This is a genomic window from Achromobacter xylosoxidans A8 (genome assembly GCF_000165835.1).
Taxonomy (GTDB): domain Bacteria; phylum Pseudomonadota; class Gammaproteobacteria; order Burkholderiales; family Burkholderiaceae_B; genus Achromobacter; species Achromobacter xylosoxidans_B.
Genome location: NC_014640.1, coordinates 5324551 through 5345549 on the forward strand (window position 1 = coordinate 5324551; position 20999 = coordinate 5345549).

At 63.5% G+C, this 20999-nt stretch carries 16 protein-coding genes and 1 tRNA gene; 2 read left to right on the forward strand and 15 right to left on the reverse strand.

From position 1 onward, the window contains the following. Nucleotides 1-18 precede the first annotated feature (18 nt). The 5 genes from AXYL_RS24565 to AXYL_RS24585 form a co-directional block, all read right to left on the reverse strand. The gene (locus AXYL_RS24565; RefSeq protein WP_237710052.1) at nt 19-894 is read right to left on the reverse strand and encodes a Bug family tripartite tricarboxylate transporter substrate binding protein; all 876 of its coding nucleotides are present in this window, start codon (nt 892-894) and stop codon (nt 19-21) included. A 448-nt stretch (nt 895-1342) separates the two neighbouring features. Then, nucleotides 1343-2179, reverse strand: a complete 837-nt coding sequence (locus AXYL_RS24570) for an SDR family oxidoreductase (protein ID WP_013395576.1) — start codon at nt 2177-2179, stop codon at nt 1343-1345. 122 nt (nt 2180-2301) lie between these two features. After that, complete coding sequence (locus AXYL_RS24575; protein WP_237709935.1) at nt 2302-3699, reverse strand: aldehyde dehydrogenase family protein; 1398 nt, start codon at nt 3697-3699, stop codon at nt 2302-2304. Between the two features lie 116 nt (nt 3700-3815). After that, nucleotides 3816-4781 (reverse strand): PDR/VanB family oxidoreductase, encoded by a 966-nt coding sequence (locus AXYL_RS24580; protein WP_013395578.1) that lies wholly within the window; start codon nt 4779-4781, stop codon nt 3816-3818. A gap of 33 nt (nt 4782-4814) precedes the next feature. Continuing rightward, nucleotides 4815-6110, reverse strand: coding sequence for a cytochrome P450 (locus AXYL_RS24585; RefSeq protein ID WP_013395579.1), 1296 nt, complete (start codon nt 6108-6110; stop codon nt 4815-4817). Nucleotides 6111-6461: 351 nt separating this feature from the next. On the opposite strand from AXYL_RS24585, the gene AXYL_RS24590 reads away from it, so the two are divergent. Next, the gene (locus AXYL_RS24590; RefSeq protein WP_080551095.1) at nt 6462-7169 is read left to right on the forward strand and encodes a TetR/AcrR family transcriptional regulator; all 708 of its coding nucleotides are present in this window, start codon (nt 6462-6464) and stop codon (nt 7167-7169) included. Between the two features lie 81 nt (nt 7170-7250). Here AXYL_RS24590 and AXYL_RS24595 read toward each other — a convergent pair. The 6 genes from AXYL_RS24595 to ppk1 form a co-directional block, all read right to left on the reverse strand. Continuing rightward, a tRNA-Pro gene (locus AXYL_RS24595) sits at nt 7251-7327 on the reverse strand. Nucleotides 7328-7467: 140 nt separating this feature from the next. Further along, complete coding sequence (gene pstB / locus AXYL_RS24600) at nt 7468-8244, reverse strand: phosphate ABC transporter ATP-binding protein PstB (RefSeq protein WP_013395581.1); 777 nt, start codon at nt 8242-8244, stop codon at nt 7468-7470. Between the two features lie 48 nt (nt 8245-8292). Beyond that, nucleotides 8293-9147, reverse strand: a complete 855-nt coding sequence (pstA, locus tag AXYL_RS24605; RefSeq protein WP_013395582.1) for a phosphate ABC transporter permease PstA — start codon at nt 9145-9147, stop codon at nt 8293-8295. Nucleotides 9148-9173: 26 nt separating this feature from the next. Beyond that, nucleotides 9174-10190, reverse strand: coding sequence for a phosphate ABC transporter permease subunit PstC (gene pstC / locus AXYL_RS24610; protein WP_013395583.1), 1017 nt, complete (start codon nt 10188-10190; stop codon nt 9174-9176). 157 nt (nt 10191-10347) lie between these two features. After that, nucleotides 10348-11388 carry a phosphate ABC transporter substrate-binding protein PstS gene (gene pstS, locus AXYL_RS24615; protein ID WP_013395584.1) on the reverse strand — a complete coding sequence of 347 codons (1041 nt, stop codon included), beginning with the start codon at nt 11386-11388 and terminating at the stop codon, nt 10348-10350. Between the two features lie 359 nt (nt 11389-11747). Beyond that, nucleotides 11748-13823: a polyphosphate kinase 1 gene (ppk1, locus tag AXYL_RS24620; RefSeq protein ID WP_013395585.1), complete on the reverse strand. Its 2076-nt coding sequence runs from the start codon at nt 13821-13823 to the stop codon at nt 11748-11750. Between the two features lie 219 nt (nt 13824-14042). Here ppk1 and ppx point away from each other — a divergent pair, with 219 nt between their 5' ends. Further along, a complete protein-coding gene (gene ppx, locus AXYL_RS24625; RefSeq protein ID WP_013395586.1) occupies nt 14043-15530 on the forward strand; it encodes an exopolyphosphatase in 1488 nt (495 codons plus the stop codon). A gap of 176 nt (nt 15531-15706) precedes the next feature. Here ppx and AXYL_RS24630 read toward each other — a convergent pair whose 3' ends face one another. The 4 genes from AXYL_RS24630 to ftsH all read right to left on the reverse strand — a co-directional run bounded on the left by AXYL_RS24630 (nt 15707) and on the right by ftsH (nt 20809). After that, a complete protein-coding gene (locus AXYL_RS24630) occupies nt 15707-16507 on the reverse strand; it encodes a GNAT family N-acetyltransferase (protein WP_013395587.1) in 801 nt (266 codons plus the stop codon). A gap of 211 nt (nt 16508-16718) precedes the next feature. Continuing rightward, nucleotides 16719-18062: a phosphoglucosamine mutase gene (gene glmM / locus AXYL_RS24635; RefSeq protein ID WP_013395588.1), complete on the reverse strand. Its 1344-nt coding sequence runs from the start codon at nt 18060-18062 to the stop codon at nt 16719-16721. Continuing rightward, the gene (folP, locus tag AXYL_RS24640; protein WP_041654233.1) at nt 18059-18904 is read right to left on the reverse strand and encodes a dihydropteroate synthase; all 846 of its coding nucleotides are present in this window, start codon (nt 18902-18904) and stop codon (nt 18059-18061) included. Before folP ends, glmM begins: the two co-directional genes overlap by 4 nt. Before the next feature lie 18 nt (nt 18905-18922). Beyond that, on the reverse strand, nt 18923-20809 hold the full coding sequence (gene ftsH, locus AXYL_RS24645; protein ID WP_013395590.1) for an ATP-dependent zinc metalloprotease FtsH: 1887 nt from the start codon (nt 20807-20809) through the stop codon (nt 18923-18925). Between the last annotated feature and the right edge of the window lie 190 nt (nt 20810-20999).

Genomic DNA, 20999 nt, shown 5'->3' on the forward strand with positions numbered 1-20999 from the left:
TCCCGCTGGACGCCAGCGTCATTCCGCCTTGGCATTGGCCGCCTTCACCGCCTCGCCCCAGCGCTCGACCTCGGCGCCGATAAAAGTGCTGAATTGCGCCGGCCCCATCACCTGCGGAATGGCGCCCAGTTCGGCCATGCGCTTGGTCCATTGCGGCGCCTGGGCAATGCGGGTGATTTCGCCGGCCAGCCTGTCGACGACGGACTGCGGCATGTCCTTCGGTCCCACCACGCCTATCCAGGGATCGCCGCGGAACCCGGCATATCCCGATTCGGCGATGGTCGGCACCGATGCCAGCGTGGCGACACGCTGCTCGCTCGCCACGGCCAGCGCCTTCAACTTCCCGCTGCGCACCAGCGGTTCGGCAATCGACGCGACCTCGAACATGACATCCACCTGCCCACCCACCACATCGGTCATGGCCGCCACGCCACCCTTGTAGGGAATGTGGTTCAGCTTCACCCCGGCGCGCTGCTGGAACATTTCCATCACCAGATGATTGGTCACGCCATTGCCGCCCGATGCGTAGTTGATCGCGCCGGGATGCTTCCTGGCGTATTCGACCAGATCGGCAAGGCTCTTGAAACGGGACTCGGGATGGACGACCAGCACCAGCGGGAAGATGCCTATCATCGCCAGGGGCTGGAAATCCGTCTTGCTGTCATAGCGCAGGTTCTTGTAGATCCAGCCATTGACCGCCAGCGGGCCGCTGGACGTGGCAAGCAGCGTGTAGCCGTCCGGCCGCGATCGCGCCACTTCCTCTGCGGCCAGCCCCGCCCCCACCCCAGGCTTGTTCTCGACGAAGAACGCCTGTCCCAGGTCGCCCGTCAACTGCTGCGCCAGCATGCGCGCAATCACGTCGGTAGTCTGCCCGGCGGGAAACCCCACCAACATCCGCACCGCTTTCTCGGGATACTCCGCGCACGCGGCGCCCGTCCATAGCGCGCACGCCGATAACAAAGCGCGCGATGCAAGTCTTGACCAGCCCATGTTGTCACCTCCGTGCCGACGCTGTAGCGCGTCTGGTCTTTTCGTACATGCCCTGACGGATACGCATCCGTCTGCACCCAGGTCTTTTCTTAGAACTAGGTACGTACATATTACGTTAAAACAAGAATTCAGCCGCTAGGGATTACGATAGTGACTAAATTACTAGCAAATTTTGCTGGAGAGTTTTATGCCTGAGAATTTTCCAACATCTATTTGTACGAACATATAAGAAGGCTGAATCTGCCCAACACGGGTCTACAGCTGGCGTTCCCCCACATCCGCCATCCCGTGCCGGCGGGATGGCGGATGTCCGTGGCTAGGGCATTGCCCCCGCCTGGAGCCAACTCGCCCATCAGAGGACAAAACAATCCGCCGAAGCGCGTACCGTCATGTCGCTGACCGAGACTCCCCAGGGCTGATCGATGGCCAGAAGTACCGCATCGGCGATGGATCCGGGCTCCAGAGGCACATGCGATATGTTCTCCGGATCGCGCAGATCGGAGGGCAGGGAACCTTCCTGCAAGCCCTTGACCATGGTCACGAACTGTTCCATGTTGGCCCCGACTATGCCGACGGCGGCGGCCTGATTGACAACGGACCCGCCGAGCCCGGTGCTAGGCACGCCTGTCGGTTTGATGGTCGTCACCTTGATCTTCCCGCGCGCTTCCATACGCACGGCTTCCGACATGAAATTGACTGCCGCCTTGGTGGCGCCGTAGATTGCCGCGCCCACCACCGGAAAATTCCCGTATATGGACGAGATGTTGACCAGGTGGCCGCGCCCCTGGGAAATCATCTGATCATGGGCCGCAATCATGCCGTTGAGGACGCCCTTCATATTGATGTCGATGCAGCGCATCCAGGCGTCGTAGGCGAGGGCATGGTCGGCGATAAAAGCCAGCGGCATGATGCCTGCGTTGTTGAGCATCACTTCGATCGAGCCATATTTCTGCACACTGGCGTCGACGAGGCGTTTCAGGTCATCCAGGATGCGGACATCCGCGGCCAGGGCCTGCGCCCGGCCGCCAGCCGCGACGATGCCCGCCACGGTTTCTTCCGCCGCCGCGACGTTGACGTCGCCGCACGTCACCAGCGCTCCGCGCGCAGCGGCCTTCTGCGCGACAAGACGCCCGAAGCCCCCGCCCGCGCCGGTGATGACTATGGTCTTGCCTGAGATGTAATCACTCATCGTTCTCTTCCTGGATTGCCGTCATGTATGGAAGCCGCGCCATCCGGCATGACCTGGATGCGACGCGACTTGCCGTGGTTTGCGCCAACCGGCGCACTGAAAGGCCACATGCCGCCACGCGTTCAGTGCGGCCGCTTCGATGACACCGTCCGCAGCACCGTGTACTCCAGCAAACCTTCGGCGCCGTTCTCGATGCCTACGCCCGATTGCTTGTGCCCGGCCATGGGCTTGCCGGGTTTGAGCGTGTGGATCTGATTGACCCAGACCGTGCCGGTGTTCAATCGAAGCGCAACTCTCGTGGCCGCCGCCTGGTCTGCGCCCCACACCGACCCGCCCAAGCCATATTCGCTATCGTTGGCCCGCGCAATGACTTCTTCCTCATTGCGGAACTTGAGCAGCGGCAGGATCGGACCAAAGGGCTCCTCGCGCACCACGCGCGCGGTATCGGGAGGGTTGTCCACCAACGTGACCGGAAAAAAGTAGCCCTTCCCTTCGGGCAGGGCGCCGCCCGCCAGCATGCGATATCCCTGGCTGCGCGTGTCCTCAAGCAGGTTTTTGAGCCGCTCGAACTGGCGGCGGTTCTGCACGGGGCCGAGTTCGACCCCCTCTGCATTGCCGGGTCCGACCTTGGTTTCGCGAGCCAGTCTGGCCAGCGCCTGGGCCATCCGGTCGTAGACATCTTCGTGGATGTACAAGCGTTTGATGGCGAGGCAGTACTGGGCGCTATTGGTGAAGGCTCCCCAAAAGATGATGGGCGCAATCGCGTCGATGTCGGCGTCTGGCATGACGATGGCCGCGTCGTTTCCGCCCAGCTCGAGCGTCAGCCGCTTCAGATTGCCGGCGGCGGAGGCCATCACCGCACGGCCAGTCTGGGTCGACCCGGTAAAACTGATCTTGTCGATGCCCGGATGCCCGGACATCAGCGGACCCAACGCGTCGGACCCGCTGATGACGTTGAGCACCCCCGGAGGCAGTACGTCGCGCAGCAATTCGCCCAGCTTCAATGTCGTCAGCGGCGTGTATGGCGAGGGCTTCAGCACCATGGTGTTGCCCGTGACCAGGGCAGGCGCCACCTTCCAGATTGCCAGTACCAGCGGGAAGTTCCAAGGTACGATGCCGCCCACCACCCCTACCGGCACGCGCAACACCCTGACCAGTTCCTCCGGCGTCTCGCTGCTCACATCGGCGGGAAGATCCAGCCCGGCGGTCTCCGTGCACCAGTATGCGGCCGCCATCAGTTCCTGGCGCGCCGCGGCAAGCGGCTTGCCCTGCTCTTGGGTCAACAACTGCGCCAACGCTTCCTGGTTGGACATGATGACCTCGCCCACACGGGCGACCAGCTTTCGCCGCGCCTCCAAAGGCAACCCGGCCCAGGCCGGTGCCGCACGCCGTGCACTGGCCACGGCCTCATCCAGCTGCTGCGGCGTGGCATCGGGCACGCGGGCCACGATGTTCTCGGTGGCCGGATCCAGCACGTCGAGGCGCGTGGCCCCAAAAACGGCCTTTCCATCTATGGTCATGCTGAACTCAATGGGATTGCCCATGATGATTCGGACCTCAAGGTTGCGGGCCAGGCGAACTTCCAGCGGCCGCGCGTTGGCTGACGGACCTCGGTGCCGAGGGCCGCGACGAAAAATCAGAGATCAAGCACAAGCAGCGGCGATTTCGCGCGCGAGCAGCACGGGGTGAACTGGTTGCCGCTGGCATGCTCTTCGTCGGTAAGGAATACGTCGCGATGATCGGCTTCCCCTTCCACCAGACGCATGACGCAGGAGCCGCAGGACCCCTCCCCGCAGGAGGTATAGATATCCACGCCCGCTGCCAGCAGCACGTCGGCCACGGATTGATCCGCGGGGATATGAAAGAGCTGGCCGGAACTCGCGATCCTTACGTCGAAGGCGCCGTCCTGAGAGGTATCCACGGGCTTGGCGCTGAAGTGCTCGTAGCGCACGCGATGCTTCGGAACGCCTGCCTGATCCGCCGCCTGGCAGACCCAATCGATGAAGCCGGCGGGGCCGCAGACGTAGATCTCTTCTTCCGGTCCCACTTGGGAAAACAGCTCATCCGGATGCAGCTTCTGCTCGTCGGCCTTGTCGTCGTAATGAAAGACGACGTTTTCGCTGAAGGGAGACTGGGCGATGCGGTCCAGGAAAGCCGCCCTCCCCTGATCGCGGGCGCAGTAGTGCAAGGAAAACGCGGTACCCGCCGCATGCAGCGTTTCTGCCATGCACAGCATGGGCGTAATGCCGATTCCGCCCGCAATCAATACGCTTTTAGCCTGCGGCTTCAGCGGGAAGTGATTGCGCGGCGCACTGACCTCGACCACGGATCCGGGTTGCAAGCGTTCGTGGATCGCCACCGAACCGCCGCGCGACTGGGGATCCCTCAAGATGCCGATCACATAGCAATGACGTTCCGACGAGGCGTTGCACAGCGAATACTGCCGGACTATGCCGGGAGCGACATGTACATCGATATGCGCTCCCGCTTCGAAAGGCGGCAAGGCGCCGCCGTCCAACGCTTCCAGCTCCAGACTGATGATGTCGTCGGTTTCCTGACGCCGGTGCGCGACGCGCACCGTGCTCGTTACTTGGGATTGCATCGAGAATGCTCTACGGAAGGAGATGAAGAACCGCTAGTTCATGAAGCATCGGACCGGCAAATGCTTGGGGCCGCCGACGAAGCACGAGGCGCTCATGGCCATATCACCTGCGAGTTCAACTCGCTGCAGCCTTGGAATCATCTCTTCAAACAGGATGCGCATCTCCATCTTTGCCAGGTGTTGCCCCAGACAGATATGCGCCCCCAAGCCGAATGACAGATGACGATTCGGCTTGCGGTCGATGTTGAATTCAAAGGGGTTCTCGAAGACGTCTTCGTCTCGATTGGCGGAGCCGTAGCAGAGCATCAGCCAGTCGCCCTTGTGAATCCGACGACCGCGGATTTCAGTGTCCGCAGCGGCTGTGCGCATGAAGTGCCGCACCGGGGACGCCAGGCGCACCGCTTCGTCGATGAACTGCGGGATCAGGCCCGGGTTGGCTTGAAGCCGCGGCAACAACTCGGGATATTGGCTGAGCGCCCACATGGCGACGGCTGTCGACGACGAGGTCGTGTCGTGCCCCGCCGTGGCGATGATGACGTAGTATCCCAAGCGGCTGTCCTCGCTGAGGGGCACGCCGTCTATGACCGCGTTCGCGAGCAGCGTCGCCACATCATTGCGTGGATTTACGCGCCGATCGGCGGTGACCTTTTCGAAGTAGGCGCGAAAATCGGCCACGATCGCCAGAACATTCTGCGCCAGCGCATCATCGTTGCCGCCCGCGTCCTTCCCTTCGCGTTTGAATTCGGGGTCTTCGGTGCCAAACAATTCCTGCGTCAGCAGCAGCATCCTGGCCTCGTCCTCGGCCGGCACCCCCAGAATGTCCATGATGACGTGCAGCGGATAGTGCAGTGCGATCTGCGTGGCGAAGTCGATGACCTCGCCCTCTGCCGCCGCCAGCTTGTCTACCGTGCGGCACGCCAGGTCGCGGATCCGCTCGTCCAGTTTGAGTATGCTGTTCGGCATGAACCATGCCTGCGTCAACGTCCGCAGCCCCTTGTGTTCGTCTCCGTCCACATGGACCAGCGTCTTGATGCCGCCGTTATAGCTGCCGGTCACGGCCTTGAGGTGGTCGATCATGGCCTTGGGGGCGCTGATGGTGGCATAGTCGCCATTGCGGAAAATCTGGCTATCACGCGAGATGGCAGCCACGTCCGCGTGCTTGGTCACCACCCAGAAAGGATCGAAGCCTTCGTTGACGGCGCGCCCCAACGGGTTGTTGGCGCGTGCCCATGAATAGGTGGAATGCAGTTCGTCAATGTTGGCATAGACCTGAGCATTCACCAGGGCTTTCGCGACATCGCTGGGCAGATCGAAATCGGTATGGTTCATGGTATCGGGCGAGAAGGTTGCGGAGGGGGACGATTCGAGGCGCGCTAACACCTGCGTGGACGACTCGGCATCCTGCGGGCATAATTCACCTTAAATAAGAATCTAAATTCTGATTCTATTATTGAGATGTGCCTCTGCCCCTTCAATGCGGGGTTTCCCTAGGCTCGACACTAACGTGTCGTCCCACCCCGCGCAGGCAAGCGGCAGCCAGGATCAGATCGCTGAAGAGACACGCCGCCGCCCCCGGCGGAATGTTGCGCTCTGCTTCAGATCTGGGTTGTTGTTGCCATGGCCTGCCCGCCCGCTACGGCATAATGTTCCACATTGCTTCAAACCAGGATAGTTGTTGCCATGGCTCCTCCATCGCCAGAAGAAAAAACCAAGACGACACAGGCCCCCGGTGCTCGGAAGACGGTTGCCGCAGCCGCAAGATCATTGCCCGCTCCTCGCCCTCCCAGGCAACTGCGCAGCGAGGAGTCCTTGGCCAAGATGATCCAGGCCGGACGGGAATTGATAGAACGGCACGCAAACCTGGACCTGGTGCTGATCGGTGATGTCATACGCCTGGCAGGCACATCCATCGGCGCGTTCTACGGACGTTTCCAGGACAAGGAAACTTTCCTGGCTGCAGTCCTGGAGGCTGCGGTTACGGAGGCGCAAGCGCGAGCCGACAATCTTGTCTGGCAAGACGCCGTCTGGACCGAAGGCACCGCGTCGGATATCGCCGCCGCCATTGTCGTTTTTTACGTCGATGCCTGTCGCCAAAACCAAGGGATGTACAGGGCGGTGCTGCGGGATTTTGCGGTGGATGCCCCGGAATCGCACCCCTTGCGCGTCTTGAATAGCCACATCCATACCGTGTTCGTCCCTGCCCTGGCGCGCAAGATGCCCGCCAAGGCAGGCGAAGACGTCGAATCGGAGATCCGCAACGCCATGCAGATGCTGATAGGGACGGTCTCGCTGATGATGCTGGCGGACCCGGGTCCGCTGCGCCTCGAAGAGGACGCAGTCAAGCCGAAGCTGACTGAAATGATGCAGCGGCTGTTGCGGCTGGCCTGAGGCCGGTGGCTTTCGGCAGCCAATAGCTGCGCGCAAAAGCAAAAGGCCGTCAGCGATATGTCGCTGACGGCCTTTTTTCATTGGTCGGGGCGGTGGGATTCGAACTCACGACCCTCTGCTCCCAAAGCAGATGCGCTACCAGGCTGCGCTACGCCCCGAAGGGTGGCAACTATACCAGATACCGGACGGCTAGCCTATTCGCGCCCGCAGCGCGGACCAAGCAGGCCCTGCTGCAACAGTAAAAAAACGGCGCGCTTTTCGAAGCGCGCCGTTTTTTCGTAGGGTCGAATCCCGGCGATCAGCCGAAGCGGCCCGTGATGTAGTCTTCCGTTTCCTTGCGCGTAGGCTTGACGAAGATCTGGTCGGTCTGGCCGAATTCCATCAGCTCGCCCAGGTACATATAGGCGGTGTAGTCCGAGCAGCGCGCGGCCTGCTGCATGTTGTGGGTCACGATGACGACGGTGTAGTCGTTCTTCAGTTCGGCGATCAGCTCTTCGATCTTGGCGGTCGAAATCGGGTCCAGCGCCGAACACGGCTCATCGAGCAGCAGCACTTCGGGCTTGATGGCCACGCCGCGCGCGATGCACAGGCGCTGTTGCTGGCCGCCCGACAGGCTGTTGCCGCTCTGGTGCAGCTTGTCCTTCACTTCGTTCCACAGCGCGGCCTTGCTCAGGGCCCATTCCACGCGCTCGTCCATTTCACCCTTGGACAGGCGCTCGAACAGGCGCACGCCGAAGGCGATGTTGTCGTAGATGCTCATGGGGAACGGCGTGGGCTTCTGGAACACCATGCCGACCTTGGCGCGGATCAGCGAGATATCGGTCTTGGCCGTCAGCAGGTTTTCGCCGTCCAGGATGATCTCGCCCTCGGCGCGCTGGCCGGGGTACAGCTCGAACATGCGGTTGAAGGTGCGCAGCAGCGTGGACTTGCCGCAGCCCGACGGGCCGATGAAGGCGGTGACCTTCTTCTCCTGGATCGACATGTTCACATTGCGGATCGCATGGAACTTGCCGTAGTAGAAGTTCAGGTTCTTGACCTCGATCTTGTTCTTGACGGCGGTAGCGGTGTTTTCCATTTGGTTTCCCTTGGCTCCGGCGCGCCCAGCGCGCCGGCAAAGCGATCTTTACTTGCGGAACATGTTGCGGGCAATGATGTTGATGCCCAGCACCAGCAGCGTAATCAGCGTGGCGCCGGCCCATGCCAGGTTGTTCCAGTCCTTGAAGGGGCTGGCGGCGTATTGGTAGATCACGACCGGCAGGTTGGCCATCGGGCCATTCATGTTCAGGGACATGAACTGGTTCGACAGCGCGGTGAACAGCAGCGGCGCGGTTTCGCCGGAGATCCGGGCGATGGCCAGCAGCACGCCGGTGATGATGCCGGTCTTGGCGGCGCGATAGCACACCAGGGTAATCATGCGCCACTTGGGGCAGCCCAGCGCGGCCGCAGCTTCGCGCAGGCTGTTGGGCACCAGCAGCAGCATGTTGTCGGTGGTGCGCACCACGACCGGGATCACCAGGATGGATAGCGCGATGGCGCCGGCCCAGCCCGAGTAGTGTCCGACCTGGGCCACATACACGGCGTAGATGAACAGACCGATGATGATGGACGGGGCTGACAGCAGCACGTCGTTGAGGAAGCGCGTGGCGGGCGCCAGCCAGCCGCGCTGGCCGTACTCGGCCAGGTAGGTGCCGGCCAGAATGCCCACGGGCGTGCCGATGAGCGTGCCCACGCCAGCCATCATCACGCTGCCGAAGATGGCGTTGATCAGGCCGCCAGTCTGCCCCGGCGGCGGCGTGATCTCGGTGAAGAGCGTGTACGACAGCGCGGGAGCGCCTTTCATCAACAGCGTCAGAATGATCCAGAACAGCCAGAACAGCCCGAACATCAGCGTCCCCAGCGACACGGTCAGCATGATGCGGTTGATCACGCGACGCCGGCGATAGGTGCCGTTCTGCATATTGAGTACGGATACAGCCATGATCTTTTCCTTGTGCTCGCGGCGCGTCAGGTTTTCTTGCCTTCGCCGGCGGACAGGCGAACCAGCAGCATCTTGGCCAGGGCCAGCACGATGGTCGTGATCAGGAACAGGATCAGGCCCAGTTCCAGCAGCGCCGACTTCTGTATGCCGCCCGCTTCATTGAATTCGTTGGCCAGCGCCGAGGCGATCGAGTTGCCCGGCGAGAACAGCGATCCGGACCACTTGAAGGCGTTGCCGATGACGAAGGTCACGGCCATGGTCTCGCCGAGGGCGCGACCCAGGCCCAGCATGATGCCGCCGATGACGCCCGACTTGGTATAGGGCAGCACCACGCGCCACATCACTTCCCAGGTTGTGCTGCCCAGGCCGTAGGCGGATTCCTTCAACATCGCCGGCACCAGTTCGAACACGTCGCGCATGACGGCGGCGATGAACGGGATGATCATGATCGAGAGGATCAGGCCGGCGGTGAAGATGCCGATGCCGAAGGGCGGGCCTGCGAAGATGCCGCCGATCACGGGCAGGCTGCCCAGCGTGGCGATCATGAAGGGCTGCACATACTGCTGGAATACGGGGACGAAGACGAACAGGCCCCACATGCCGTAAATGATGGACGGAATGGCGGCCAGCATTTCGACCGCGGTGCCCAGCGGGCGGCGCAGCCAGGTGGGCGACAGTTCGGTCAGGAAGATGGCGATGCCGAAAGACACGGGCACGGCGATGATCAGGGCGATGGCCGAGGTCAGCAAGGTGCCGATGATGGGCACCACGGCGCCGTAGTTCGAATTGACCGGATCCCAGTCATTGAGCCAGAGGAACGACAGGCCGTATTTGGCCAGCGACTCGCGGCTGCCGTAGATCAGGGAAACAAGAATCGCCGCCAGCAGGATGAACACCAGGAAGGCGAACAGGCGGGTCAGATTCTTGAATAGCGCATCCATCAGCGCGTTTTTGTTTTGCTTCATAGGCGAAGGCGTGCCGGTAGTCACGGAGTCCGCCACGCTGGGCGGAAGCGGCACACTATTATCCATTACCGCGCTCATGGATGGACTTTCCTTAGGAAACCTTGGGGGAGAACTTCGAAGGTCTTGCTGCGGACCGCCCCTGCCGCTGCGCTATTGCAGAACGCCGGGGACGGCCGCTGAGGGGTTGCGCGGCAGAGGCTTGGCATCGCTGCCGGCCCGCGCCGCGCTCCATCCATTACTTCCAGACGGCCTTGCCGTCGGCGGCCTTGACTTCGCCCCAGGCGGCGCGGATTTCCTTGGTCACGGCTTCCGGCAGCGGCACGTAGTCCATGGCTTCAGCCGACTTGGCGCCGTTCTTGAAGGCCCAGTCGAAGAATTCCAGGACAGCCTTGCCCTGAGCCGGCTTGTCTTGCGACTTGTGGATCAGGATGAAGGTGGCGGCGGTGACGGGCCAGGAATCGGCGCCCGGCTCGTCGGTCAGGACCACGCCCATGCCCGGCGCGCTCTTCCAGTCGGCGTTGGCGGCCGCGGCGGCGAAAGCCTTCTGCTCCGGCTGGACGAACTTGCCGTCCTTGTTCTGCAACTGCGTCCAGGCCAGCTTGTTCTGCTTGGCGTAGGCGTATTCGACGTAGCCGATCGAGTTCTTCAGCTGGCCGACGTAGGCAGCAACGCCTTCGTTGCCCTTGCCGCCCTGGCCCACGGGCCACTTCACGGCCTTGCCTTCGCCCACGGTCGACTTCCAGTCCGGCGACACCTTGGACAGGTAGTTGGTCCAGCCGAAGGTGGTGCCCGAGCCGTCCGAACGGTGCACGACGATGATGTCGGCCGAGGGCAGCTTGAGGTCGGGGTTCATTGCCTTAATGGCGGCGTCATCCCACTTCTTGATCTTGCCCAGGAAGATGTCGGCCAGGACCTTGCCCGACAGCTTCAGCTTGCCGGGTTCGATACCGTCGACGTTCACCACGGCAACCGTGCCGCCGATGACGGCCGGGAATTGCAGCAGGCCGTTCTTTTCCAGGTCAGCTGCCTTCATGGGATCGTCCGAGGCGCCGAAATCGACGGTCTTGGCGATGATCTGCTGCTGGCCGCCGCCCGAACCGATGGACTGGTAGTTAACGGCGCTGTTGGTGGCAGCCTTGTAGTCGGACGCCCACTTGGCGTAGATCGGGTACGGGAACGATGCGCCGGCGCCGGTCACGTCGGCGGCCTGGACGGCAAACACGGCGGCGCTCAGCGCGACGCCCAGGGAAACTTGTTTGAAGACACGTTTGAACATCAGGGTTCCTTCTGTGCTCGTTGGAGGAGTCTGGCAGGCTTTGGAAACTGCCTGTCTTTCAGCGACCATCGAATATTAGAAGCCCAAGATGACAGGATAGTGACAGTCATGTTGTCCCCCCCGAGGCGCTGCGCGCCTCCCCCAAGGGGCGCCGGTGGCGGACCGGCGGAGCCGGATCCGCGCGGCCTGGATTGGGGGACGCACTGCCTCGAACGGCACCGAGGGCGCGCGGGCAAGCCCGAGAGACGAGGGAGAGCGCGGGAATGAGAGAGCGGACGGGGGAACGGCGGTCTGCTTTGGAACACCGCCCCGCGCCCCTGCCCCCCCGGACGGCGGCGGGGCTGTGGGACGGCGGGACGTTACACGCCCAGCTTCTGCATCAGGTACTGGTGCACGTTGAAGGGCTCGCGGCGGCTCTTGACGCGGGCGTAGTCGCCGTCGGCCTGCTGCTGCCAAGCCAGTTGGTTGTCGCGCAGCGCATAGGTGAAGGCTTCGTCGATGACGCGCTTCTTCAGGGTCTTGTCGTAGATCGGGAACGCGATCTCGACCCGGCGGAAGAAGTTGCGGTCCATCCAGTCGGCCGACGACAGGTAGACGGTCTCTTCGCCCTCGGCGTAGAAATAGAAGACCCGTGAATGCTCCAGGAAGCGGCCGACGATGGAACGCACCCGGATGTTCTCGGACAGCCCCGGCACGCCGGCGCGCAGCGCGCACACGCCGCGCACGATCAGGTCGATCTTCACGCCGGCCTGGCCGGCCTTGTAGAGTTCTTCGATGATCTGCTCTTCCAGCAGCGAGTTCATCTTGGCCATGATGCGCGAACGCTTGCCGGCCTTGGCCGCCCGGGCCTCGGCGCGGATCAGCGCCACCATGCCGTCGTGCATGGTGAAAGGCGACTGCATCAGCGCCTTGAGCGAACGGCGCGCGCCCAGCCCGGTCAACTGCGCGAACACCTTGTCCATGTCCTCGCACAGCTTCGGATCGGCGGTGAGCAGGCCGAAGTCGGTGTACAGCCGCGCCGTGCGCGGATGGTAGTTGCCCGTGCCCAGGTGGGCATAGCGGCGCAGGCGCCCTTTCTCGCGGCGCAACACCACGGCCATCTTGGCGTGCGTCTTGTGCGCCACCACGCCGTACACCACGTGCGCTCCCACCTCTTCCAGCTTGGAGGCCCAGTTGATATTGGTCTGTTCGTCGAAGCGGGCCATCAGCTCCACCACCACCGTCACTTCCTTGCCGGCGCGCGCGGCGGCCAGCAGGATCTTCATCAGCTCGGAATCCTCGCCGGTGCGGTAGATGGTCTGCTTGATCGCCATGACGTCCGGATCCAGCGCAGCGGCGGTCAGGAAGTCGATGACCGGCTGGAAGGACTGGTAGGGATGGTGCAGCAGTCGGTCCTGCTCGGCCACGGCCTCGAACAATTCGGCCGGCTTGTCGCCGACGCGGTCGAACGGCGCCGGCACGGGCGCCCGGTAATCCGGGAACAGCAGGTCCGGACGCGAATCCGAATTGCACAGCTGCATCAGGCGCGACAGGTTCACCGGCCCGGGCACGCGGTAGGTGTCCTCCGCCTTGAGCGAGAACTCGCGCTGCAGGAAGTGCTCCAGTTCGACCGGCGTCAGCTTGTCGATTTCCAGACGCACCGCGGCGCCGAAGTTGCGCTGCGACAATTCGCCCTGCAAGGCGTGCCGCAGGTTGGTGACTTCTTCCTCGTCCACGAACAGGTCGCTGTTGCGCGTGACCCGCCACTGGTAACAGCCCAGCATCTCCAGCCCCGGGAACAGCTCGCCCACGAAGGCGCGCAGCAGCGAGGTCAGCAGGATGTAGCCCTCGGGCTGGCCGGAGAGCTCCTGCGGCATCTTGATCAGGCGCGGCAAGGCGCGCGGCGCCTGCACCACGGCGATCGAGGCCTGGCGGCCGAAGGCGTCGGCGCCGGACAGCGACACAATGAAATTCAGGCTCTTGTTGTAGACGCGCGGAAACGGATGCGCCGGATCCAGCCCGATAGGCGTCAGGAGCGGCATCACGTCGCGGTTGAATACATCCCGCGCCCATTCCTGCTGTTGCTGATTCCACTCGGACGCGTGGTGCAGCGAGATGCCCTCGGCATGCATGGCCGGCAGGATCTCGTCATTGAGCAGGTTGTACTGGCGGTTGACCAGTTCGTGCACCGCCTGCTGCACGTTCTCGAACGCCTGGTCCGGCGTCATGCCATCCGGCCCCACCAGATTCGGCGACTGGCGCTGCTGCTCCTTCAGGCTGGAAATCCGGATCTCGAAGAACTCGTCCAGGTTGGAACTGACGATGCACACGTAGCGCAGGCGTTCCAGCAAGGGAGTCTTGGGGCTCTCCGCCATCGCCAGCACGCGTTCGTTGAATTTCAGCAGCGACAGCTCGCGGTTCAGAAGCAAGGGCTCGGCAGGAGGGCGTGAGGGCATACCGGATTCCATACGTAGGGAGAGCGTGGAGTTTTACTGCAAAAAAGTGACGGTTCCATGACACTACGCCAAAAACGTAGCGTACGCTAAAAGCGGGACATATAGCGGGGCGGCCATGCACCGCAAGCCCCTGTTCCGTAAGAAAAAAAGCGTAACCGGGAGCGCTGTCACATGGGGTCTCTATAATCGGCCCACCTCTCAGCCAATATTACGAGCCGCATGGATCAACTTCTGGCCGCGGTGGACCTCGGGTCCAACAGCTTCCGCCTCTCCATCGGACGCATCGTTCAACAGGACGGTACGCCCCAGATCTATCAGATCGACCGCCTCAAGGAAACCGTCCGGCTCGCGGCCGGCCTGGACTCCGAAAAACGGCTGGGCGACAACGCCATCGACAGGGCCATCGCGGTGCTGGAACGCTTCGGCGACCGCCTGCGCAGCTTCCACCCCAACCGGGTCCGCGCCGTTGCCACCAACACCTTCCGCGTCGCCCGCAACACCCGCGACTTCCTGCCGCGCGCCGAAGCCGCGCTGGGCTTTCCCATCGAAGTCATCGCCGGCCGCGAAGAGGCCCGCCTGATCTTCTCGGGCGTGGTCCACACCCTGCCCCCCTCGCCCAACAAGCGCCTGGTCATCGACATCGGCGGCGGCTCCACCGAAGTCATCATCGGCAAGGGCCATGAGCCCGGGCTGATGTCCTCGCTCTACATGGGCTGCGTCAGCTACAGCCGCCAGTTCTTCTCGGACGGCGTGGTCGACGCACATCAGATGAAGCAGGCCGAACTGGCCGCGCGCCGCGAGATCGAAGTCATCGCCAAGCAGTACCGCAAGATGGGCTGGAAGGAGGCCTACGGCTCTTCCGGCACGGCCAAGGCGCTGTTCGCCATCCTGACCGAATGCCGCTTCTCGGACCGCGGCATCACGCGCGCCGGCCTGAACAAGCTGAAGGAGCGCATCATCCGCTCCGGCCGCGTGGTTCCGTCCGAACTGCCCGGCATCAAGATCGAACGCTCGGACGTGCTGCCGGGCGGCCTGGCCATCATGAGCGCCCTGTTCGACGAACTGGGCATCGACGTCATGCACACCGGCGACGGCGCCTTGCGCCTGGGCGTGCTGTACGACCTGCTGGGCCGCGACGATGAGCACGACAAGCGCGACGAATCGGTGCGCCAGTTCATGAAGCGCTACCACGTCGACGTCAACCAGGCGCGCCGCGTGCACCACGCCGCGCTCACCCTGTTCGACGCGCTGTTCCCGGACGGCCCGGAACGCGCCGAGCTGCGCCCCGCGCTGGGCTGGGCGGCCGATCTGCATGAAGTGGGCCTGTCCATCGCCCACAATGCGTACCACAAGCACACCGCCTACGTGCTGGAAAACGCCGACATGCCGGGCTTCTCGCGCGCCGACCAGCAACTGCTGGCGCTGCTGGCGCTCGGCCATCAGGGCAAGCTGACCAAGCTGGAACCGCTGGTGCGGTCGCGCGCGCAATGGAAGGCCATCCTCAGCCTGCGTCTGGCGGTGCTGCTGTTCCGCCGCCGCAACGAAATCGAGCCGCTGCCGCTGACGGCATCGGTGCGCGACAACTCCATCGTGGTGCGGGTCAACCGCGAATGGCTGGCGCAACATCCCCTGAGCGACTTCACGCTGCGCGCGGAAGAAGCCGAGTGGAACAAGGTCGGATTTTCGTTCGAACTGCTGGAGTTCTGAGGATCGGGCCTGGCGCCCGCAATGTTTGCATCCGGCCCCGCACTGCGGGGCCGGCGTCATCTAGAACGGCGAAAGATCGGTTTCGCGATCCAGCCGCTTGAGCTCCATGCGCAAGGGCCGGGTGGCTCGCCGTATCAGTCTGATCTTCATGCGGCGGAGCAGGCGGCGCATGATGGTCAGCGCTGGGCAGTGGCGGGCTGGTCCAGCCCGAAGTGGCGGCGATAACGCTCGTCCATGCGGTCCATCTTGAGCAGCACCGGAAAGTCCGCGGCATTGAAGTCCGGGTCCCAGGCGGGCTCGCCACAGACCTTGGCGCCAAGCTTCAGATAGCCCTTGATCAGCGGCGGCACGCGCGCCGGCAAGGTGCTGTTGAGCTTCTCCACCGGATAGCGGTGCAGCGGCGTCACGCGCGGCTCATCGCCTTGCGGCAGTTGCTTGGAAATGGTGCGCCACACTTCGGCGGCGGTCACGCCGTCGTCGCGCAGGCTGACGCTGGCGCAGCCCAGCACATACTGATAGCCGCCCCGGCGCAGGTATTCGGCCAGACCCGACCACAGCAGCATGATGACGCCGCCACTACGGTAGTCGGGGTGCGTGCAGGAGCGGCCGACTTCGACCAGCTCGTCCTGGATGGAACCCAGCCCGGACAGGTCGAACTCGGACTGCGAGTAATAACCGCCAGCCTCCCGCGCCTTTTCCGGCGTCAGGATCCGGTAGGTGCCGACAACGCGGCCCGTATCCAGCTCGCGGACCATCAGATGTTCGCAGAACGGATCGAAGCGATCATGCTCGATGCCGTCCTGGGCGTCGGGGAACACCGCGCCCATGTCCTCGGTGAAGACGTCGTAGCGCAGGCGTTGAATCTGCTCGATTTCTTCAGCGGTGCGCGCCAAGCCCACCACCAGCACCTTGGCGGCGGCGCCGGTCCAAGGTTCTGCGGCATTACGGCTCGGATTGATGCGTGCTAATTCCAGCATTGCGCGAAGCTCCTAGAGAGTCCAGCCAGTGTGGACGCCCTGTATGTCAAAGACTTGACCAATATGTTACGTGACTATGAAGTTTAGTCTGGAGCGAATAAATCAATCCTCCGCCCAAATCGACAAAACTTTACAAATCTATACAGCCCTTGAACAAACAAGGCCACCCGTCACGCGCCGGGTGGCCTTGCTTGGAATCGGGGGCCGGCGTTTATCCCAGGCTGGCCGCAAGCTTCTCGGCGCAGGAGACGGCCAGGGCTTCGTCCTCGGCCTCGACCATCAGGCGCAGCTTCGGCTCGGTGCCCGAGGCGCGGATCAGGATGCGGCCGCGGCCGTCCAGCTCCGCTTCGACCGCCTTGCGCGCGGCGCTCAGGCCGGCGTGCGTCTTCCAGTCCTGGCCCGGAGTCAACGGCACGTTGATCATCTTCTGCGGATACATGCGCAGATCGCTCACCCACTCTGCCAGCCCGACCGAATTGCGGCGCAGCGCGGTCAGGACCTGCAGCGCGGCGACGATGCCGTCGCCCGTCGAATGGCAGTCCAGGCACAGCAGGTGGCCGGAGCTTTCGCCGCCATACAGCCAGCCACGCGCCTGCATTTGCTCCAGCACGTAGCGGTCGCCGACGTTGGCGCGTTCGAAGCCCACGCCCAGGCGCTGCATTTCGCGCTCAAAGCCGAAGTTGGTCATCAGCGTGCCGACCACGCCGTCCACCTTGCCGCGCTGCATGCGTTCGCGGACGATGGCATACATGAGTTCGTCGCCGTTATAGATGCGGCCTTCGCCGTCCACCATCTGCAGGCGGTCGGCGTCGCCGTCCAGCGCGATGCCCAGTTGGGCGCCGCGAGCCTGCACTTCCTTGGCCAGCAACTCAGGGTGCATCGCGCCTACGCCCTTATTGATGTTGAAGCCGTCCGGATTGACGCCGATGGCGTGCACCTCGGCGCCCAGCTCACGGAACACATGGGGCGCGATGTTGTAGGCGGCGCCGTGGGCGGCGTCCACCACGATCGTCATGCCGTTCAGGTCCAGATCGTTGGGGAAAGTGCTTTTGCAGAACTCGATGTAGCGGCCCTGCGCGTCGCCCATGCGGCGGGCGCGGCCCAGGGCTTCAGAGGCCACGCAGCCCAGCGGCTCGTCCAGCGCGGCTTCGATGCTGGCCTCGATCTCGTCGGGCAGCTTCATGCCTTGCGCCGAGAAGAACTTGATGCCGTTGTCCTGGTACGGATTGTGCGAAGCGCTGATGACGATGCCCGCCACCAGACGCAGCGCCCGGGTCAGATAGGCCACCGCGGGCGTCGGCACTGGGCCGGCCAGCAGCACGTCGATGCCCGCGGCCGACAGCCCGGCTTCCAGCGCCGACTCCAGCATGTAGCCGGAAATCCGCGTGTCCTTGCCGATCACGACCTGCGGACGGCTGCCGCCGCGCACGGCGTGCTCGCGCGCCAGCACGCGGCCGGCCGCGTAGCCCAGGCGCAGGGCGAATTCGGCGTTGATCACCGGACCGCCGACTTCACCGCGGACACCGTCGGTACCGAAATATTTGCGTCGAATCATGAACTGATTGCTCCTTGTTCTGCCGCGTGCCATACCTTGAGCGCGTCAACCGTGGCCGCCACATCGTGCACACGCACGATGGAAGCGCCACGCGCCACGCAGGCAAGCGCCGCGGCGATGCTGCCGGGCAACCTGTCGCCCACGGGCCGGCCGGTAGCCTGGCCGATCATGGATTTGCGCGACAGGCCGATCAGCAATGGATAGCCGGCGCTGCGCAAGCTGGACAGCCGGCGCAGCAGTTGGAAATTCTGGTCGCCCGTCTTGCCGAAGCCGAAGCCCGGGTCCAGCACGATGCGGCGAGGATCGATCCAGGCCGCGCGCAGCTTGTGCGCGCGGGCCCCCAGGAAGAGCCCGATTTCACCGATCAGGTCGGAGTATTCGGGTGGGGCGGCCTGCATGGTGCGGGGCTCGCCCTTCATGTGCATCACGCATAGCCCGCAGCGCGAATGCGCCACCGCCTCGACGGCGCCGGGCTGCCTGAAGCCATAAATGTCGTTGATCATGTCAGCGCCGGCGTCCAGCACGGCGCGCATGACTTCCGGCTTGAAGGTGTCGATGGACAGGGGCACGCCGCAATCGCGCAGCGCCTCCATCACCGGCAGCAGCCGGGCCAGTTCGTCGGCCACCGAGACCGGATCCGCCCCGGGGCGCGTGGACTCGCCGCCCAGATCCAGGATCTGGGCGCCTTCGGCGATCAATTGGCGCGCATGCGCCACTGCGGAATCGGTATCGTCGTGCTGGCCTCCGTCGGAAAACGAATCCGGCGTGACGTTGACGATACCCATGACAAGCGGGCGCTCGAGATCAAACTCGAAGCGCCCGCAAAGGAAGTTATTTGCCATAACTCAGGATGAGCAGCCTCAGACAGCGGCAGCCGTATTGCCACCTGCCGCCAGGCCCGTGGGCGGCGTGTCGGACGTATCCGACGGGCCCTGAGGCGTCTTCGGGGGACGCGGGGGGCGGCCCTCGATGATGTCGTTGATCTGGTCCGCGTCGATGGTTTCCCATTCGAGCAGCGCCGAGGTCATCACTTCGACCTTGTCGCGGTTGTCTTCCAGGATCTTGCGCGCAACGCTGTACTGCTCGTCGATGATGCGGCGGATCTCGGTGTCCACCTTCTGCATGGTGGCTTCCGACATGTGCGTGGTCTTGGTGACGCTGCGGCCCAGGAACACTTCGCCTTCGTTCTCGGCGTAGACCATGGGACCCAGTTCGTCGGTCATGCCGTAGCGCGTGACGATGTCGCGGGCGATGGCGGTGGCGCGTTCGAAGTCGTTCGAGGCGCCCGTCGTCATCTGGTCCATGAAGATTTCTTCGGCGATGCGGCCACCGAACAGCACGGCGATGGTGGACAGCAGGCGGCCCTTGTCCATGCTGTAGCGGTCGGTCTCAGGCAGCTGCATGGTCACGCCCAGCGCACGGCCGCGCGGGATGATGGTGACCTTGTGGACCGGGTCGGTCTTGGGCAGCAGGCGGGCGACGATCGCGTGGCCGGACTCGTGGTACGCGGTGTTCTTGCGCTCTTCTTCGGGCATCACGATGGAGCGGCGTTCCGCACCCATGATGATCTTGTCCTTGGCCTTTTCGAAATCGGACATGTCGACCGTGCGGCCATTGCGGCGGGCGGCGAACAGCGCGGCTTCGTTGACCAGGTTGGCCAGATCGGCGCCGGAGAAGCCCGGGGTGCCGCGCGCCAGGACGGTCGCGTCGACGTTGGGCGACAGCGGGACCTTGCGCATGTGGACCTTCAGGATCTGCTCGCGGCCGCGGATATCGGGCAGCGGCACCACGACCTGACGGTCGAAGCGGCCCGGACGCAGCAGCGCGGGATCCAGCACGTCGGGACGGTTGGTCGCGGCGATGACGATGACGCCCTGGCCGGACTCGAAGCCGTCCATTTCCACCAGCATCTGGTTCAGCGTCTGTTCGCGTTCATCGTTGCCGCCGCCCAGGCCGGCGCCACGCTGGCGGCCAACCGCATCGATTTCGTCGATGAAGATGATGCAGGGAGCATGCTTCTTGGCGTTTTCGAACATGTCGCGCACGCGGGCAGCGCCCACGCCGACGAACATTTCAACGAAGTCGGAACCCGAGATGCTGAAGAACGGCACCTTGGCTTCGCCCGCGATGGCCTTGGCCAGCAGCGTCTTGCCGGTACCCGGCGAGCCGACCATCAGCACGCCGCGCGGAATGCGGCCGCCCAGCTTCTGGAACTTGCTGGGGTCGCGCAGGAAATCGACCAGCTCCTGGACGTCTTCCTTGGCTTCGTCGCAGCCGGCGACGTCGGCAAAGGTGATCTGGTTGGTGTTCTCGTCGAGCATGCGGGCGCGCGATTTACCGAAGCTGAATGCTCCGCCCTTGCCGCCGCCCTGCATCTGGCGCATGAAGAAGACCCAGACGCCGATCAGCAACAGCATGGGGAACCACGACACGAAGATGCTCATCAGCAGCGATTGCTCTTCGCGCGGCTTGCCCGAAACCTGGACGCCGTACTTCAGCAGATCGGAGACCATCCAGAGGTCGCCCGGCGAAGTCAGCGTGTAGGCACGGCCTGCGTCAGGGGTGACGTACAGCACGTCGCCCTGGACGTCGACCTTGCGGATACGTCCCGCCTTGGCGTCGTCCATGAACTGCGTGTAAGTCACGCCGTCCTGGGTCTGAGCGCGTCCGTCGAACTGTTTGAAGACGGTGAACAGCACGAGGGCTATCACCATCCAGACAGCGACTTTCGAAAATGAATTATTCAAGGTCGATCTCCTGCTTTCGATTCCGACCGGCGACCGCGCACCCGCATATGGCACAGTCACAAGTATGTCAATAGCTCATTCTACCCTGTCAGACCAGATTGCGTCCCGGGATGGCTGAGCCCCTTTAAGTTTTGTCTGATTCGCGAATTTTCTGGTCGTTGTCCCGGCAGGCTGTGAGTTTTTCGGACTT